The organism is Moorena bouillonii PNG, assembly GCF_001942495.1.
In the GTDB taxonomy this organism is placed as follows: Bacteria; Cyanobacteriota; Cyanobacteriia; order Cyanobacteriales; family Coleofasciculaceae; genus Moorena; species Moorena bouillonii.
In genome coordinates this window covers 6275462-6290836 of record NZ_MKZS01000001.1, presented here as the reverse complement: position 1 = coordinate 6290836, position 15375 = coordinate 6275462, and the positions used below count along the sequence as shown (strand labels likewise).

Sequence of the window (15375 nt, the reverse complement as noted above, 5' to 3'; positions counted from 1 at the left end):
TACCAACCTTTCACCATAGTTTAGGATTGTTTAAAGACTTTACGCATTTGATATTCACAGCAGCACTTGGCTCTTCTATCTCGCCAAGTAATAGCGCCTGCCAACCAAAAGGCCACTGCAATGGATATGGAGGAATGAAATATGTTGCCAACTCTGCTTGAAAGCCAAATCTTTCATAATACCTAGGATCACCATACACGAAGAGAATAGTCACATTCATACTACGCAATCGCTTAATCCCAGCATCAATTAGTTTACTCCCCACACCATTACCTTGGCATTCTGGCTTAACAGCCAGTGGTGCCAGAATATACCCATGTAAATCTTGTTTTTCGGAAATAAATACAGGACTATATGCAATGTTTCCAATTATTTCATTGTTATCGACGGCTACTAATGATAGTGTACATGGCTCCGTAATATTGGATATGAGGTCATCAGCGAGACCTGCCACAAGATCACCCTCCCCGATCGGAAAGGCCGACATATGTAAGGAGCGCACGCTCTCACGATCCCTTATTTCTGCATCTCGGATAATCATGTTGTGCGGCTTCATGTATTGAGTTATTATTTAATTCTATATCCGATAAGGTACAACTTGATCCCCCTAAATCCCCCTTAATAAGGGGGACTTTGAGGTTGAAAAGCGTACCTCATAACTGATATACCAATCCTAAATGAATTGTGATAATTTTTGTTCCCTTTTCCCTACTCCCTACTCCCTACTCCCTGTTCCCTGTTCCCTGTTCCCTGTTCCCTTTGGTATAGTTTTGTTCAACCCTAAATTGGCGATGAAAAATCTAACTCTGCTATCTACCACACTCCTGATTGCTACCTCTGGATTAGTTTTGGTGGCACCCCAGGCAGCTTCAGCTTTAAATTGGAACTGGAGTTATTCTGCTCCTGGTATCGAAGCCAGTGGTACTTTCACTACTAATGATACTCCTGATGATTTGGGTTTTTTCCTGATTTCTGAAATTACTGGCACGCGCAACAGCGAAACAATTACTGGTTTGCAACCTACTGGTACTTCTACACCGGGAAACGAACCTTTCGAAGTTGACAATTTAATTAGTCTTGATGCTAATCAGTTAACAACTGACGGCTTTGGGTTTTCCACCTCAGCTGGAAACTTTGTTAATGTCTTTTTCGCTAGTTTTTTGCAGCCCCCTAGTTTTTTTGAAGTTTTTTCAGCACCGCCATTGATCACTGGTTTTGAAAATTTGGGACCAGAAGATAGTGAGTTGCCCATTAGTTTTTCTGCCAAACCGGTGATTGTCCCTGAACCCACTCATAGTATAAGTATCTTTACCCTTGCCACTCTCGGCTTAGCTTCAACCATCAAACGTAAGCTGAAACCTTCCCCATCTAAATAAAAGGTTTAGCCTCAATTACTTATCAGTAGGAAAAAACTGATTTGTGAGTAAGGTATTAGGAAAGGGAGTAGGGAGTAGGGAGTAGGGAGTAGGGAGTAGGGAGCAGTAAAGTCGGAAGAGCCCGAAAAACTTTTTATAGTTTTGTAACGTAATCAACGGCAGAATCAGTGTTTTGGATGTTAACTTATATTTCCCCAGAAACATCCGACAATGTGGAACTTTATTTGCTGCACAGAAGTCTATTGGTTTGTTATCTGAGACATAAAAATTTTTTCCCTACCTAGTAAGGAGTAAGTCCATGAATCGGAAGCAATTCTTGAGGGTTGTTTATCTCGGCTTGGCAACGATAATTCCTTTGGGGATAATCAATAGTAACTCAGTTATGGGGCAAACAGGAATAAACTTAAGTACATTGCGCAGCACAAGTTTGTCTAAGCACAATACCTATCGGAGCACCCATCATAGTCCTAATATGACCCTGAGTAGTTCTCTCAACAACAGTGCTCAAAGCTGGGCGAATCATCTGGCAAGCAATGGCATTTTCCAACACAGTAAAACCAATAATGTGGGAGAAAATCTCTTTGTCTCCTATACCACAGCATCGTCTATAGACACAGCTACCCTAGGGAACCAAGCAGTGACTAACTGGTACCAAGAGGTTTCTAACTATGACTATGCCAATCCAGGGTTTTCTGGGAGCACCGGGCATTTTACTCAGGTGGTGTGGAAGAAGAGTACCCAATTAGGGTGTGGTGCAGCCCAGGGCGTCAAAACTATTCAAGGTAGACAATATAACGCCTTCTATGTCGTCTGCCAATATGGGCCTGCGGGTAATGTGCTTGGGCAGTTTTCTGATAACGTTATGGCACCTTAGTTGTGTGTCAGTTAGCTGAAGGGGTGACTCGGATGTTAACAGTTATCGATGATGAGCGTCCCACTATTTTTGCTTAAGCTATCAGGATTCAGCCGTCAGGATTCAGCTGACCGCTGAATCCTGACGGCTGATAGCTTAGATTTACCCTGCTTGAGATTTAGTCAATAATTTCAGAATTTCTACAATCTCCCCCTGTCGGTTAGAAAGTTGTTCCTGTCGCTCATCTAAGTTTTCCATCATGCCATACACTCGGGATTGACTTTGAGCTAAATTAGACTGAGATTGTGCTAAATCGGCCATCACAGAATACAGTCGAGAGCGATCGCGTTTCAATTCACTAACAGTATCGGTTAGAGCTTCGATAGCACGAGCATTAGAATCAGTTCTGTGACCGAGCTGTTCAATCTGTTGGGTAACAGCATCGATCCTGTGACCAAGCTGTTCAATCTGTTGGTCGATGCGCTCAATGGCAGTTAGTAAACGGTTGAAACGGGTATCAAACTGGTCTGAGTTTGTCATTTGCTGCAAGAGTGTTTAGTGTTTTCTCAAGATCTGTAAGCTATCAGCAGTCAGCGGTCAGCCGTCAGCTTATTTTCTTCAAAAGCACCAATTGCGCTACGGGCATGCTGCGCGAACAGTAGCACCATCTGTAGCCCATAGGCTGATAGCCCATAGGCTGATAGCTGATCACTGATAGCTGACGGCTAGTGGTTCGCGCATCCTAATTAGATTGAGTCAATAACTTCAGAATTTCTACAATCTCCCCTTGTCGGTTAGACAGTTGTTCCTGTCGCTGGGAAAGTTGTTCATGTCCCTGAGAAAGTTGTTCCTGTCGTTGATCTAAGTTTTCCATCACGCCATACATTCGGGATTGACTGTCCGCTAAATTAGCCTGAGATTGAAATAAATTAGACTGAGATTGTGCTAAATTAGCCATCACAGAATACAGTTGAGAGCGATCCCGTTTGAACTCATGAACAGTATCAGTTAAGGCTTCAATGGCACGAGCATTAGAATCCGTTCTTTGACGAAGCTGTTCAATCTGTTGGCTAATCTGCTCGATCGCAGTTAGTAAAAGGTTGAAACGGGTATCAAACTGGTCTGAGTTTGTCATTTGCTGCAACAGTGTTTAGTGTTTTTTCAAGAGCTATCAGCAGTCAGCAGTCAGCAGTCAGGGGTCAGCGGTCAGCCAAAGGCCACGCTACGGGAATGGCTCACGCTACGCAAACAGCTTTCCGTAACTCAGATTAAACAAATGCTTACCTGTTGTCTTGATGCAATAGCGAGTGGGGGAAACCACGGCAGTCGCTCATGGGGGAGACCCCCAAGACCGCGCTGCCTCCCCAAGACCGCGCTGCATCGCTTATTCAAAAGCTGATAGCTGATAACTGATAGCTAAATGCTTAGGCTAGTGGTTCGCGCATCCTAATTAGATTTAGCCAGTAACTTCATAATTTCCACAATCTCACCCTGTCGGTTAGAAAGTTGTTCCTGTCGCTCATCTAAGTTGGCCATCATGCCATACATTCGGGATTGATTTTGAGCTAAATCTGCCATCAAAGAGTATGCTTGAGCGCGATCTCGTTTGAACTCATGGACAGTATTGGTTAGAGCTTCAATGGCACGAGCATTAGAATCGATCCTGTGACCGAGCTGTTCAATCTTTTGGTTGGTTTGATCGATAGCACGAGCATTAGAATCGGTTCTGTGACCGAGCTGTTCAATCTGTTGGCTGATCCGCTCGATGGCAGTTAGTAAAAGGTTGAAACGGGTATCAAACTGGTCTGAGTTTGTCATTTGTTTTGCTGCAATAGAATGTTTACGATAGCAGTTATCAATTGCTTGAAGTACGTTTTGGATTTTAGGTAACAGGGAATAGGGCATAGGATAAAAAATTTGTGTAAATCATAAGTAGTATCACCGCTATCCTTCTGATTCAGGACTTACGCACAGACTCCATTTGTAGGGTGGGCAAGGTTTTGCCCACCCTACAGGTAGCTAGTGCAGATTCTGTTTATTGTGTGATTTTTATAGTGTGATTTGCGATTACAAGCTGTGATTGTTATTTTTTACCTAGTATTGCTTTATTAGAACGGTTTTTTACTACTTATGATTTACCAGATGATTTACCTTGGCCAAAAGGCCACGCTACGCGAACAAGTTTCTTCCCTTATTAAGGAAGTCATGTGGGATTTAGTTCACGGTAGCAATGGGAAATTATTACTCCCTAATTCCTACTCCATAAAACCTAGTAAATTGTACCTCAACGATTTTATGACTGCTACAATAATTATACAATAATAATATCAATATTGACAAGTATTAAATCTAATATTTACTAATAGCTAATTAACTGCAATGGTGATTTATTATAAAACCAAAAATTACTCCTATTTCTTTCCTACTACTCCCGATTCCCGACTCCCGACTCCCGACTCCCGACTCCCGACTCCCGACTCCCGACTCCCGACTCCCGACTCCCGACTCCCGACTCCCGACTCCCGACTCCCGACTCCCGACTCCCGACTCCCGACTCCCGACTCCCGACTCCCGACTCCCGACTCCCGACTCCCGACTCCCGACTCCCGACTCCCGACTCCCGACTCCCGACTCCCGACTCCCGACTCCCGACTCCCGACTCCCGACTCCCGACTCCCGACTCCCGACTCCCGACTCCCGACTCCCGACTCCCGACTCCNAGCTTATACAGTCTACTTTTTAGCTCTCATGTCGCCCCCCCAGGGGTTTTTCCCTTATTTTAAAATATAGGGCGATCGCATTCGGTAGGGTAGGGTGGGCAAATTTTGAGAGTTTGGCAATTAGATCAGTTATCATATCCATTTGCCCACCCTACAAGAGCGTACGCAGTACTCCCTGTTCCCTGTTCCCGACTCCCGACTCCCGACTCCCGACTCCCGACTCCCGACTCCCTATTCCCTATTTCTGTAAACTATAAAGTGGTGAACAAAAATTTGCCAGCAAGATTATTGTCTAAGATCAGTAAAATTGGTGGATTATAAAACTCCGACAGTAGTTGCCCTGATTCCAGCCCGGGCTGGTTCTAAACGAGTACCTGGTAAAAATATTCGTCCTTTGAAAGGGCATCCGTTAATTGCTTATACTATTGCTGCTGCAACCCAAAGCCAAGTGTTCTCAGCAGTGATTGTTTCCACTGACTCAGAGGAGGTGGCGGAAATTGCTCGTTACTATAACGCTGAGGTACCATTTTTGCGCCCGCCAGAGTATGCTAGCGACAAATCACCAGATATTGAGTGGATTGATTACACCCTGAGGCGTTTGAATAATCTTGGGCGAGAATTTGATTGCTTCAGCATCCTGCGACCAACCAGTCCTTGTCGCCAACCACAGACCATTCAACGAGCTTGGCAGGCGTTTTTGGCTCAAGCTAATCAAGTAGACTCCTTACGGGCAGTAGAGAAATGCCAGCAGCATCCTGGTAAAATGTGGGTACTCAAGGGCAGCCTGATGAAACCGTTGCTTGAGCAGAACACTTTGGCCACAAGGCCACGCTACGCGAATGAATTAGGCAATTCTCAGGTCAACCATAACCTCCAACCCCCCAACCTCCAACCCCCCAACCTCCAACCTACCCTACGGGAAGGCCAAAGGCCAACAACCAGCCATACCCCCTGGCATAGTACTCCGTATCAGGCCTTGCCAGAGGTCTATGTGCAAAATGCTAGCTTAGAAATTGCTTGGTCAAAAGTGGTACTGAAAGAGTATACAATTGCTGGAAAGGTGATTATGCCATTTATTACCCATGATCATGAGGGATTAGATATTAATGACTTGAAGGATTGGTGGTATCTGGACTATTTAATAGCACAAGGAGAAGCTCACTTACCTGTGGTTTCCCAGAAACCAATTTAGTCAAGGTAGGGAACAGGGAACAGGGAACAGGGAACAGGGAGTAGAGAAGAAATAAGAGGAAAGTTGTAAGTGGAAAAAAACTTGGTCAATCGTTACTATGAAAACAGATATATTGGTTAAAAAATTAGTTATAATCAATTTAGTTTTAATTAATTAAAATCATGAATTACGGCGGTTTGCATAACTATCAGGTACACAGAATTTTTCTCCACTCCCCCCCCCTCCGCACACTCCCGATTCCCGATTCCCGATTCCCGATTCCCGATTCCCGATTCCCTAAAACCAAAAACCAAAAACCTGACCAATAACCAACAACCCCAATCATCAATAACCAATAACCAATGACAAATCTATCTCTAGTCCCGTTTCGGGAGTTTGAACGCCTCAAGGATTTAGACATTACTCCCGAAACTCATACTGAGCTTTTTGCTACCTACTGTCGAATCAATACCTTATATATGATAAAACAGGCGGGTTCCGGGCATATTGGTAGTAGTTTTAGTAGTTTAGATATTGTTTGTTGGCTGTTTTTAAATGAATTACGGGTTAGGAAAACTAACTCTAATCAACCACGGGATATTTATTTTTCCTCTAAAGGTCACGATGTACCAGGTTTGTACTCGGTTTTGATTGGCCATGGTTTGCTGGAGTTTGAGCGTATCCATAGCTTGAGGCGGCTAGATGGACTTCCTGGTCATCCAGATATTTCTATTCCGTTCTTGGAAACCAATACCGGTTCCTTGGGAATGGGGGTTTCTAAGGCTAAGGGGATGATCCTAGCAAATCGCCTGATGGGTCGAGAGGGAAATGTTTATCTCTTAACTGGGGATGGGGAGTTGCAGGAGGGTCAGTTTTGGGAGTCTCTCCAACCAGCAGCAAATCTGGGACTCCATGAGATGACTGTGATTGTGGATCATAATAAAATCCAGTCCGATACTTGGGTGTCCCAAGTGAGTGACTTAGGGGACTTGGAACGGAAGTTTGCGGCCTATGGCTGGTATGTGGACCGCTGTGATGGCAATAATGTCAAGGCTTTAGGGAATGCGATCGCAAAATTGAAAGCAGTCACAAAAGGGCCCAAAATCCTGATTGCTGACACCATTAAGGGAAAAGGAATCTCCTTTATGGAACATACGGCCATCAAACCAGAAGACAACCCAGAAGACAACTTATATCGCTTCCATAGTGGCGCACCGGATCATGAAGCCTATACTAAGGGAGTGGCAGAACTAATTGCTGCTGCCAATACCCAGTTGGAACAAATTGGAGCATCCCCCTTAGCGGTAGACATGCTATCCTATGCCAAACCTGCTGTAGTTGATGGAGCGCAACGACTGGTTAGTGCCTATTCCAAAGCTTTGGTTGCCCAAGCAGAACGGAATCAAGACCTGGTGGTACTCGATGCGGATTTAATGCTCGATTGTGGGTTGATTCCCTTTAAAGACAAATTCCCGAAACGGTTCTTTGAGTGTGGCATTGCCGAACAAGATATGGTATCCCAGGCCGGGGGGATGGCACTGAAAGGGTTACTGCCCATTGTGCATTCCTTTGCTTGTTTCCTATCCACCCGACCCAATGAGCAAATCTATAATAATGCTACCGAACGGACTAAGATTATTTATGTTGGCTCCCTAGCTGGGTTGCTACCTGGTGGTCCTGGTCATTCTCACCAATCGGTAAGGGATATTTCTGCCCTAGGAGCAATACCCAATATGGTGATGATTGAACCAGCTAATGAAGCAGAAGTATCCCTAGCTCTAGACTACTGTTTGCATCGAACTATCAGTAGTTGCTATATCAGGCTAGTCTCTATCCCCTGTCAGATTCCCTATCAATTGCCAGAGGATTATCAGTTGGAGTTGGGTCAGGGGATTGCCTTAACTGAGGGGCAAGACGCTATTTTATTTGGTTACGGTCCCGTGCTGCTGCCACAAGCCTATCAAGCTGCCCAGTTATTGGCTCAGAATCACGGTATCACCCTAAAAGTAGTGAATTTGCCTTGGCTAAATTTTGTAGATTTAGACTGGTTGGAGCAAATCCTCCAAGGTTACTCCTGGGTGTTTACCCTGGATAACCATTATGTAATAGGAGGACAGGGAGATCGGATTGTAAGTGGTTTGGCAGAATTAGGATTGTCTGGGCAAATACAGGTAAGGCAATTTGGAGTATTTGATATTCCTAAATGCGGTCAAAATCAGGAAGTGCTTCGTGCTCATGGGCTAGATGCTGAAAGTTTAGCATTTGATATTAATAAAACTATGATGTAGCATTTTTAGTTAAGTTGTGAATATACTCCCTCAAGCAAAGGCAAGAGGCAAGAGGCAAGAGGCAAGAGGCAAGGTAAGCATTCAGCCATGAGCTTTTAGCTCACGCTACGGGAACAGCTTACTTAAAATAAACCTTGAACGGGAGAATTTAATAGTTCCAGATTAATCAGAATGGAAAGTATGAGGAAAAGCACATCTAAGCATATGCGCTACGCGCATATGCTGAAAACTGATAGCTGATAGCTGAAAACTGATATAGCGTTTCTAGGACTCATGAGGTACACATTATTTTTTCCCTCTTCCCTCTTCCCTCTTCCCTCTTCCCTGCTCCCTGCTCCCTGCTCCCTGCTCCCTAAAAACCCTAAAATGTACCTCACAAGTCGTAGAATTGCTATAGCTGATAGCTGATAGCTGATAGCTGATAGCTGATAGCTGATAGCTGATAGCTGATAGCTTACATAAATGTTATAATAATAACGGCAATTAACTAACAACTATTGCCTCAAGTTCTAGTACCATAGAAGTGTAATGACTACCGTTTTATTTTGGGACATTGACAGCACTTTATTAACCACAAAACGAGCCGGGATATTTGCCCTAGAAGAGGCGGCCAGTGAAGTAATTGGTGAAACGGTTTCACTGACAAATATAGAAACTGCAGGAATGACAGACCCAATAATTGTCGCTAATATTCTCAAGCAGTACGGTTTGTCCCCAGAACCAAAGTTGGTGGATCAACTGCTGAAATACTACGTTAACTATTTGCCTCAGAGTTTGCCCCGCCGAGAAGGATATGTCCTTGAAGGGGTAATTGAAATTCTAGATGCTTTGCATGATCGCACTGATGTGGTTTCGATGTTGCTGACAGGAAATATCGAAGCAGGAGCACAGGCAAAATTAACCTATTATGGCTTGGCTGATTACTTTAGTGGTGGTGGATTTTCCGATAAAACTGAAACTAGAGTTGATATTGCCCAACAGGCTTTAGCGATCGCATCTGAGAAGTATGGCGCGATTCCATCGGAAAAAACTTACGTCATTGGCGATACTCCCCATGACATTCACTGTGGCAAAGCCATTGGTGCTCGTGTGATTGCGGTTGCCTCTGGTAAATATGACCAGAAGTCCCTAGAGGAACATCAGCCCTGGTGGACTATACCATCCTTGCCATCATCAACAGTGTTTATGGAAAAGATTGGCTTGAAGGCTTAATTCTACATTCTCCCACTATCCCATCCCTGCTGATTGCAACGCCATCTCCATCAAAATCTGATGAGCCGATTCTTCTTTAACCCCTTGAGCTGGCCGTCGTTGGATATAGGTGCCATCAGGCTGTAAATCCCAAGCTTGACGGTTATCTGCTAACATAATTGCCAGGATTTCTTCCAAATCTTTAGTAATCTCTGGGTCTTCCACTGGTGTCACTGCTTCTACCCGTCGATCCAAATTACGACGCATCCAGTCCGCACTGCCAATATAGACTTCCTCTTGACCCTGATTTTGGAAGTAAAAAATCCGTGAGTGTTCTAAAAAACGACCCACGACACTCACCACACGGATATTTTCACTGACTCCTTTAAGACCAGGACGCAGACCACAAATTCCCCGCACAATCAAGTCAATTTTTACACCAGCTTGTGAGGCGTTGTAGAGGGCGGCAATAATCTTGGGGTCTAGTAGGGAATTCATTTTGGCAACAATACGACCTGTTGCCCCGTTGCGGCAATGTTCAATCTCCCGCTGAATCATTGCGATCATGCGATCGCGTAAACTAAATGGTGCGACCAACAACTTTCGATAAGACTTTTGCCGTGAGTAACCGGTCAAAGAATTAAACAAATCTGTCAAATCTGCTCCTAAATCATCACGGCAACTCAATAGTCCTAAATCAGTATAGAGTTTGGAAGTCTTAGGATTATAATTCCCTGTTCCAATGTGAACATACCGACGAATTTTATCTCCCTCCCGACGCACCACCAGCACAATTTTAGTGTGAGTTTTTAAACCCACCAAACCATAGACTACATGGACTCCAGCCTGTTCTAACTTCCTTGCCCAGACGATATTATTTTCTTCATCAAAACGAGCCTTTAGTTCTATGAGTACCGACACTTGGTCACCATTTTCTGCTGCTCTAATCAAGGCATCGATAATGGGTGAGTCACCAGATGTGCGATATAAGGTCATTTTGATGGCTAAGACATCTGGATCTTGAGCGGCCTGGGTAATAAAGCGCTCTACCGTTGCGCCAAAGGAATGATAAGGATGGTGTACCAGCACATCCCTACTGCGAATCACGCTGAAGATATCTTCCACATTCTCTTCCCCGATCGGAAAGCGCAGGCGTCGGGGCACCACTGGTTCCCACACAGGGTCTTTCAATTCTGGCCGTGGCAATGCCATCAACGACATCAAGTCACCCAGTGCCAACAGACCGTCGAATTCATAGACATCGGTTTCTTCAAGTTCCAGCTCTCGCATCAGGGTTTTCCTGACTAACTTGGAGGTGGTCACAGGAATTTCCATGCGCACGGCAGAACGTCCAAACCGTCGTTTCCGTAGTTCCTCTTCAATCGCTATCAGCAGGTCATCGGCCTCGTACTCCTCTACTGTCAAATCAGCATTGCGGGTAATACGGAAGGGATGACACTCCTGAATCTTCATCCCTGGAAACAGAGACTCTAAATTATGGGCAATGATTTGTTCGATAGGAACACCAGTCCAACTAGTCGTTTTTCCATTCTGTTGTTGCTGCAATTTTTCCGGGAGGGGAACAAAGCGCTTTAAGACCCTAGGAACTTTCACCCGAGCAAACAATTCTGCTCCCGTTTCCGGGTCTTTGACCACTACCGCCAGATTCAGGCTGAGATTGGACATGTAAGGAAAGGGATGGCTGGGGTCCACAGCCAGGGGAGTCAGAACTGGAAAAATTTGCTCGCAATAGTAGTTTTCCAGGTAATTCCGCTGTTTCTGGTTCAAGTCCACGTAGTCGAGAATGTAAATCCCTGCTTTGGCTAGCAGCGGTCGCAGTTCCTGCTCACAGTGTTGATGCTGTTGAGTTACCATCGGTAACAGCCGCACTCTGATGGCATCGAGTTGTTCACTGGGTGTGCGACCATCGGATGTCCGTTTACTAACTTGTGCTTCCACCTGTTGTTTCAAACCAGCCACCCGCACCATAAAGAATTCATCAAGGTTGGAGCTAAAGATGGCCATGAACTTCAGACGCTCTAACAGAGGCGTTCGGGGGTCCGTTGCTTCATGTAATACTCGGTTATTGAACTCCAACCAGCTCAGTTCTCGATTGAAGTAATAGTCAGGGTCACTCAGATTAAGCTCAATGGTGGTCTGTGCTGTGGTCTGTGCTGTGGTCTGTTCAAATTCAGGCGTATTATTTGTAAATTTAAAATGGATATTTTCAACTTCAGACTTATTCTTTTTAGCTTTACCCATCATCCTCAGAGTTAACCCACTTGATCAGGCTCTTTTATGGCAACGAGAGAATAGTCAGTGAGATTCTACCGTTAAACGAACCTCAAGGATTAAAAACTTCGTCTTCTCTACCTACCCACCACTGACCTAAATTCATCAAATCCTGGTGAATATCTTCTAGTTCTCTGATATAAGCTTCCGATGATAGGGTGGCGCGCCGCTCCTGAAGCTTCTTCAGGCGCAGTTGCACGAGTAACCAGGGTTTGGAGATGCCGTCAGTAGCTTCTATATATTGCGCTAACTCTTTACTATTCATCAATTTAACTTGAAATTTGTCTAATTTTTTAAATAAGGTAACACGTAATGTTAATAACTGTAAACTTATTTTAAATTAGAATAGTTATCTGGTATAAAAATTCGCGCAAGGGCAAAATGCAAAAGGCAAGAGGCAAGAGGCAAGAGGCAAGAGGCAAAAGTTCACGTGCATTAGCTTTTCGGCTTCTATCAATTTCCTAACTTTAATGCCTAGTGCTATATCTGGGGTTTACATCAGTTAACTTAGTGGGATGCTCCTTTGGAGCCGCTACGGGATTGACCTTGGCCTTTGGGCCACGCTACGCGAATGGTCACGCTTGTGGCCGTAGGCCAAACGCGAAAGCAAAACTCTATAAGATCTCCCCATCTCCCCATCTCCCCACACCTCCCACACTTCCCACACCTCCCACGATTCCCGACTCCCGACTCCCGACTCCCGATTCCCGACTCCCGATTCCCGACTCTCGATTCCCGATTCCATATCTTCAGATCTACTATCCATTTAGAACACAACTTGCTATAACTTACTATGGGTAGGGGGGGGATGGAATAGATTGGGCTAACTAAGTTAGTTAACTAACTTAGTCTAGTCGGTTGTCAAAAACCCTAATTAGCCATTGGCTATCCTGGGGCTATTCCTCCCTTACCGATATTTACCATGTGCTCTGACCACAAGCGAACTCTAAAAAATATGTTGAAAAAAGTTATTGCCCAGCTCAAAGACTGGTTCCCTGCTCCAGAAGTCCATGCCCACTGCGACGGACCTTGCGGGGTGTATGACCCAGCTGCTGCACGTATCACCGCTGAGGCAGTACTCTCCATGACCAAGAAGATCCTTGATCTTGAGCCACCTGCGAGTAATGATCAACCGGCATTAGCTGCTTACAACAATACCCTATCCCGGTTCATTGCTATTAAGGAAGAGCAGGCTCAGAAGACTAAAGAGGAAATACTGATCCTGTGGACAGACTATTTCAAGCCAGTACACTTGGAGCAGTTCCCAGACCTACACGATACCTTCTGGAAAGCTGCAAAGTTATGCTCTGCCTGCAAGGTGGAAGTTAGCCTTGAGCACGCCAATGAGCTACTTGATGCAGTAGAGAATATCCACAAGATTTTCTGGGCAACCAAGAATCGCGATATCGTCTGGTATAAGGCTAGCTAAACCTCAGAATGGTGAATTAAGAATGTAGAATGCAGAATGGTGAATTAAGAATGTAGAATGCAGAATTTAGAAGACAGAATGTAGAAGGCAGAATGGTGAAGGCAGAATGGTGAAGGCAGAATGGTGAAGGCAGAAAGCAGAATGTAAAATTCTTAATTCTTAATTCTTAATTCTTAATTCTTAATTCTTAATTCTTAATTCTTAATTCTTAATTCTACATTCTTAATTCTTAATTCTACATTCTTAATTCTTAATTCTTAATTCTACATTCTTAATTCAAATGCTTTTTACCAAAAACAGTATTCCTGAGCTAGCACTGTTGATATTGCGAAAACGGTTGCGCTTCCGAGTTACAGGAGTATCCATGACTCCCCTGCTCAAACCAGGAGAGGAAATCTTAATTGATCCGAGAGCTTATCGGCACATTCCGCCCAAAGTTGGTGACATTGTTGTTGCTAGACACCCTTACCAAAACCACTTGCGATTGGTGAAACGGGTAACTTTGGTGCTCGAAGATGGACGTTGTTTCCTGAAAGGAGACAACCGATTAGAAAGTACCGATAGCCGCTCTTTTGGTTTAGTGGATTCTCAACAAATTATTGGTAAAGTAACCAGTCGTTTTTTTTAGTCATTTTCTTTAACATCCCAAAGCTATCCCTTGGAATGCCTTTTTGGTTTTACCCACGCCACTCGCCCAAGAATTAGCAAGCCAATCGCTGAAGCAGAACCGACGAACAGATGAAGCGCCTGCTGTCCGGTAACAATCAGGGCAATACCAAAACCAACAGTGATCACATTTGAGAATAATGGGAATAGAAAAACTCGCCAGTCCCGCATAACTACGTACCAGTTATAGACAAAAATTATCGAAGGAACTAATTGCACCAACTGCATTAATTCTTTGCCCTCTTGAACACCATAAAGTAGGGGAACAGCAACCGTGCTGGCAACTAAGATCAAATCCAGAAAGCGGGATTTTTTCAGTCCTAGGGCAATCAAGCACATGCCAGCAGTAATGAAGGTATAGAATAACTGATTGAGATCAGAAACTTGGCTGACATAAATCCAGTCATCCCCGATGTGTTCAGCAATTTCGTAGGAGTTAGCGATCGCAAAACAAGCATAGCCACAGTAGATCAGTGGTAGCGATCGCAGCTTGACAACAGAAGTATAGAATTGACTCCGATAAGAAAAAATCCAGATGTTAACCGCAGCAACCAGATAGACCGATAGATGGGCGGCAATTATTGCCAATTTCAACAGCGTGGGCATTGATTAGAGTAGTGTGATATCGTCTCTAGGAGCATATCTATCATAGTAAGAATTCAGCTATCAGCAGTCAGCTATCAGCTAATGCGCTAGGGCGTGTTTTCAAAGTTTTCCGCAAGATTATGATCCCCCCCAGCCCCCCTTAAAAAAGGGGGGAGCCATACTCAAANTTGCCCTCTTGAACACCATAAAGTAGGGGAACAGCAACCGTGCTGGCAACTAAGATCAAATCCAGAAAGCGGGATTTTTTCAGTCCTAGGGCAATCAAGCACATGCCAGCAGTAATGAAGGTATAGAATAACTGATTGAGATCAGAAACTTGGCTGACATAAATCCAGTCATCCCCGATGTGTTCAGCAATTTCGTAGGAGTTAGCGATCGCAAAACAAGCATAGCCACAGTAGATCAGTGGTAGCGATCGCAGCTTGACAACAGAAGTATAGAATTGACTCCGATAAGAAAAAATCCAGATGTTAACCGCAGCAACCAGATAGACCGATAGATGGGCGGCAATTATTGCCAATTTCAACAGCGTGGGCATTGATTAGAGTAGTGTGATATCGTCTCTAGGAGCATATCTATCATAGTAAGAATTCAGCTATCAGCAGTCAGCTATCAGCTAATGCGCTAGGGCGTGTTTTCAAAGTTTTCCGCAAGATTATGATCCCCCCCAGCCCCCCTTAAAAAAGGGGGGAGCCATACTCGCTCGTCCCCCTTTTTTAAGGGGGATAATGGGGGATCTCCGAGGCAAGAAAACACTCCCTAGGCTCACGCTACTGAAGGTGT

General features: G+C 44.4%; 21 protein-coding genes. 12 read left to right on the top strand and 9 right to left on the bottom strand.

Annotated elements, in window-relative coordinates; all coding sequences use genetic code 11:
* Positions 1-10: 10 nt before the first annotated feature.
* Positions 11-541 carry a GNAT family N-acetyltransferase gene (locus BJP37_RS25630; protein ID WP_075906463.1) on the bottom strand — a complete coding sequence of 177 codons (531 nt, stop codon included), beginning with the start codon at positions 539-541 and terminating at the stop codon, positions 11-13.
* A gap of 136 nt (positions 542-677) precedes the next feature.
* On the opposite strand from BJP37_RS25630, the gene BJP37_RS25625 reads away from it, so the two are divergent.
* Complete coding sequence (locus BJP37_RS25625; RefSeq protein WP_229415447.1) at positions 678-1376, top strand: PEP-CTERM sorting domain-containing protein; 699 nt, start codon at positions 678-680, stop codon at positions 1374-1376.
* Positions 1377-1391: 15 nt separating this feature from the next.
* On the opposite strand, the gene BJP37_RS37420 is transcribed toward BJP37_RS25625, so the two are convergent.
* A complete protein-coding gene (locus BJP37_RS37420; protein WP_158069776.1) occupies positions 1392-1532 on the bottom strand; it encodes a hypothetical protein in 141 nt (46 codons plus the stop codon).
* Between the two features lie 142 nt (positions 1533-1674).
* On the opposite strand from BJP37_RS37420, the gene BJP37_RS25620 reads away from it, so the two are divergent.
* Positions 1675-2250 carry a CAP family protein gene (locus BJP37_RS25620; RefSeq protein ID WP_075903046.1) on the top strand — a complete coding sequence of 192 codons (576 nt, stop codon included), beginning with the start codon at positions 1675-1677 and terminating at the stop codon, positions 2248-2250.
* Positions 2251-2391: 141 nt separating this feature from the next.
* Here the strand turns inward: BJP37_RS25620 and BJP37_RS25615 are convergent, their stop codons facing one another.
* Together BJP37_RS25615 and BJP37_RS25610 are read right to left on the bottom strand one after the other, a co-directional pair.
* Positions 2392-2769: a hypothetical protein gene (locus tag BJP37_RS25615; RefSeq protein WP_075903044.1), complete on the bottom strand. Its 378-nt coding sequence runs from the start codon at positions 2767-2769 to the stop codon at positions 2392-2394.
* Positions 2770-2971: 202 nt separating this feature from the next.
* Positions 2972-3364 (bottom strand): hypothetical protein, encoded by a 393-nt coding sequence (locus BJP37_RS25610; protein ID WP_075906459.1) that lies wholly within the window; start codon positions 3362-3364, stop codon positions 2972-2974.
* A gap of 11 nt (positions 3365-3375) precedes the next feature.
* On the opposite strand from BJP37_RS25610, the gene BJP37_RS43935 reads away from it, so the two are divergent.
* A complete protein-coding gene (locus tag BJP37_RS43935; RefSeq protein ID WP_269087066.1) occupies positions 3376-3501 on the top strand; it encodes a hypothetical protein in 126 nt (41 codons plus the stop codon).
* A 174-nt stretch (positions 3502-3675) separates the two neighbouring features.
* Here BJP37_RS43935 and BJP37_RS25605 read toward each other — a convergent pair whose 3' ends face one another.
* Positions 3676-4134 (bottom strand): hypothetical protein, encoded by a 459-nt coding sequence (locus BJP37_RS25605; protein ID WP_075903042.1) that lies wholly within the window; start codon positions 4132-4134, stop codon positions 3676-3678.
* Positions 4135-4359: 225 nt separating this feature from the next.
* Between BJP37_RS25605 and BJP37_RS37410 the strand changes: the two genes are divergently transcribed.
* From BJP37_RS37410 to BJP37_RS25580, 6 genes are all read left to right on the top strand, one after another.
* Entirely contained in the window at positions 4360-4551 is a 192-nt protein-coding gene (locus BJP37_RS37410) for a hypothetical protein (protein ID WP_143727792.1), read from the top strand.
* Between the two features lie 503 nt (positions 4552-5054).
* Entirely contained in the window at positions 5055-5270 is a 216-nt protein-coding gene (locus BJP37_RS37405; protein ID WP_143727791.1) for a hypothetical protein, read from the top strand.
* Complete coding sequence (locus BJP37_RS41525; protein WP_438941512.1) at positions 5257-6141, top strand: acylneuraminate cytidylyltransferase family protein; 885 nt, start codon at positions 5257-5259, stop codon at positions 6139-6141. The genes BJP37_RS37405 and BJP37_RS41525 overlap by 14 nt, the downstream gene beginning before the upstream one ends.
* A gap of 161 nt (positions 6142-6302) precedes the next feature.
* A complete protein-coding gene (locus tag BJP37_RS40065) occupies positions 6303-6449 on the top strand; it encodes a hypothetical protein (RefSeq protein ID WP_158069774.1) in 147 nt (48 codons plus the stop codon).
* A 33-nt stretch (positions 6450-6482) separates the two neighbouring features.
* The gene (locus BJP37_RS25590; RefSeq protein ID WP_075903038.1) at positions 6483-8408 is read left to right on the top strand and encodes a thiamine pyrophosphate-binding protein; all 1926 of its coding nucleotides are present in this window, start codon (positions 6483-6485) and stop codon (positions 8406-8408) included.
* 528 nt (positions 8409-8936) lie between these two features.
* Positions 8937-9620 carry an HAD family hydrolase gene (locus BJP37_RS25580; protein ID WP_075903034.1) on the top strand — a complete coding sequence of 228 codons (684 nt, stop codon included), beginning with the start codon at positions 8937-8939 and terminating at the stop codon, positions 9618-9620.
* A gap of 15 nt (positions 9621-9635) precedes the next feature.
* Here the strand turns inward: BJP37_RS25580 and BJP37_RS25575 are convergent, their stop codons facing one another.
* On the bottom strand, positions 9636-11861 hold the full coding sequence (locus BJP37_RS25575; RefSeq protein ID WP_143728025.1) for an RNA degradosome polyphosphate kinase: 2226 nt from the start codon (positions 11859-11861) through the stop codon (positions 9636-9638).
* A gap of 82 nt (positions 11862-11943) precedes the next feature.
* Positions 11944-12156 carry a hypothetical protein gene (locus BJP37_RS25570; RefSeq protein ID WP_008181887.1) on the bottom strand — a complete coding sequence of 71 codons (213 nt, stop codon included), beginning with the start codon at positions 12154-12156 and terminating at the stop codon, positions 11944-11946.
* Positions 12157-12368: 212 nt separating this feature from the next.
* Here BJP37_RS25570 and BJP37_RS34925 point away from each other — a divergent pair, with 212 nt between their 5' ends.
* The 3 genes from BJP37_RS34925 to sodX all read left to right on the top strand — a co-directional run bounded on the left by BJP37_RS34925 (position 12369) and on the right by sodX (position 13948).
* A complete protein-coding gene (locus BJP37_RS34925) occupies positions 12369-12692 on the top strand; it encodes a hypothetical protein (protein ID WP_143727790.1) in 324 nt (107 codons plus the stop codon).
* 154 nt (positions 12693-12846) lie between these two features.
* Entirely contained in the window at positions 12847-13320 is a 474-nt protein-coding gene (gene sodN, locus BJP37_RS25565) for a superoxide dismutase, Ni (protein WP_075903032.1), read from the top strand.
* Between the two features lie 280 nt (positions 13321-13600).
* Entirely contained in the window at positions 13601-13948 is a 348-nt protein-coding gene (gene sodX, locus BJP37_RS25560; protein ID WP_075903030.1) for a nickel-type superoxide dismutase maturation protease, read from the top strand.
* A gap of 23 nt (positions 13949-13971) precedes the next feature.
* Here the strand turns inward: sodX and BJP37_RS25555 are convergent, their stop codons facing one another.
* Positions 13972-14592 (bottom strand): hypothetical protein, encoded by a 621-nt coding sequence (locus BJP37_RS25555; RefSeq protein ID WP_075903028.1) that lies wholly within the window; start codon positions 14590-14592, stop codon positions 13972-13974.
* A 139-nt stretch (positions 14593-14731) separates the two neighbouring features.
* Positions 14732-15130 (bottom strand): hypothetical protein, encoded by a 399-nt coding sequence (locus tag BJP37_RS45340; RefSeq protein ID WP_198954182.1) that lies wholly within the window; start codon positions 15128-15130, stop codon positions 14732-14734.
* Between the last annotated feature and the right edge of the window lie 245 nt (positions 15131-15375).

Excerpts from the sequence above, each read along its gene's own strand:
- BJP37_RS25630 (WP_075906463.1), bottom strand. The coding sequence starts at position 541 with ATGATTATCCGAGATGCAGAAATAAGGGATCGTGAGAGCGTGCGCTCC.
- BJP37_RS25625 (WP_229415447.1), top strand. The coding sequence starts at position 678 with ATGAATTGTGATAATTTTTGTTCCCTTTTCCCTACTCCCTACTCCCTA.
- BJP37_RS25620 (WP_075903046.1), top strand. The coding sequence starts at position 1,675 with ATGAATCGGAAGCAATTCTTGAGGGTTGTTTATCTCGGCTTGGCAACG.
- BJP37_RS25615 (WP_075903044.1), bottom strand. The coding sequence starts at position 2,769 with ATGACAAACTCAGACCAGTTTGATACCCGTTTCAACCGTTTACTAACT.
- BJP37_RS25610 (WP_075906459.1), bottom strand. The coding sequence starts at position 3,364 with ATGACAAACTCAGACCAGTTTGATACCCGTTTCAACCTTTTACTAACT.
- BJP37_RS25605 (WP_075903042.1), bottom strand. The coding sequence starts at position 4,134 with ATGCCCTATTCCCTGTTACCTAAAATCCAAAACGTACTTCAAGCAATT.
- BJP37_RS37410 (WP_143727792.1), top strand. The coding sequence starts at position 4,360 with ATGATTTACCAGATGATTTACCTTGGCCAAAAGGCCACGCTACGCGAA.
- BJP37_RS40065 (WP_158069774.1), top strand. The coding sequence starts at position 6,303 with ATGAATTACGGCGGTTTGCATAACTATCAGGTACACAGAATTTTTCTC.
- BJP37_RS25590 (WP_075903038.1), top strand. The coding sequence starts at position 6,483 with ATGACAAATCTATCTCTAGTCCCGTTTCGGGAGTTTGAACGCCTCAAG.
- BJP37_RS25580 (WP_075903034.1), top strand. The coding sequence starts at position 8,937 with ATGACTACCGTTTTATTTTGGGACATTGACAGCACTTTATTAACCACA.
- BJP37_RS25575 (WP_143728025.1), bottom strand. The coding sequence starts at position 11,861 with ATGGGTAAAGCTAAAAAGAATAAGTCTGAAGTTGAAAATATCCATTTT.
- BJP37_RS25570 (WP_008181887.1), bottom strand. The coding sequence starts at position 12,156 with ATGAATAGTAAAGAGTTAGCGCAATATATAGAAGCTACTGACGGCATC.
- sodN (WP_075903032.1), top strand. The coding sequence starts at position 12,847 with ATGTTGAAAAAAGTTATTGCCCAGCTCAAAGACTGGTTCCCTGCTCCA.
- sodX (WP_075903030.1), top strand. The coding sequence starts at position 13,601 with ATGCTTTTTACCAAAAACAGTATTCCTGAGCTAGCACTGTTGATATTG.
- BJP37_RS25555 (WP_075903028.1), bottom strand. The coding sequence starts at position 14,592 with ATGCCCACGCTGTTGAAATTGGCAATAATTGCCGCCCATCTATCGGTC.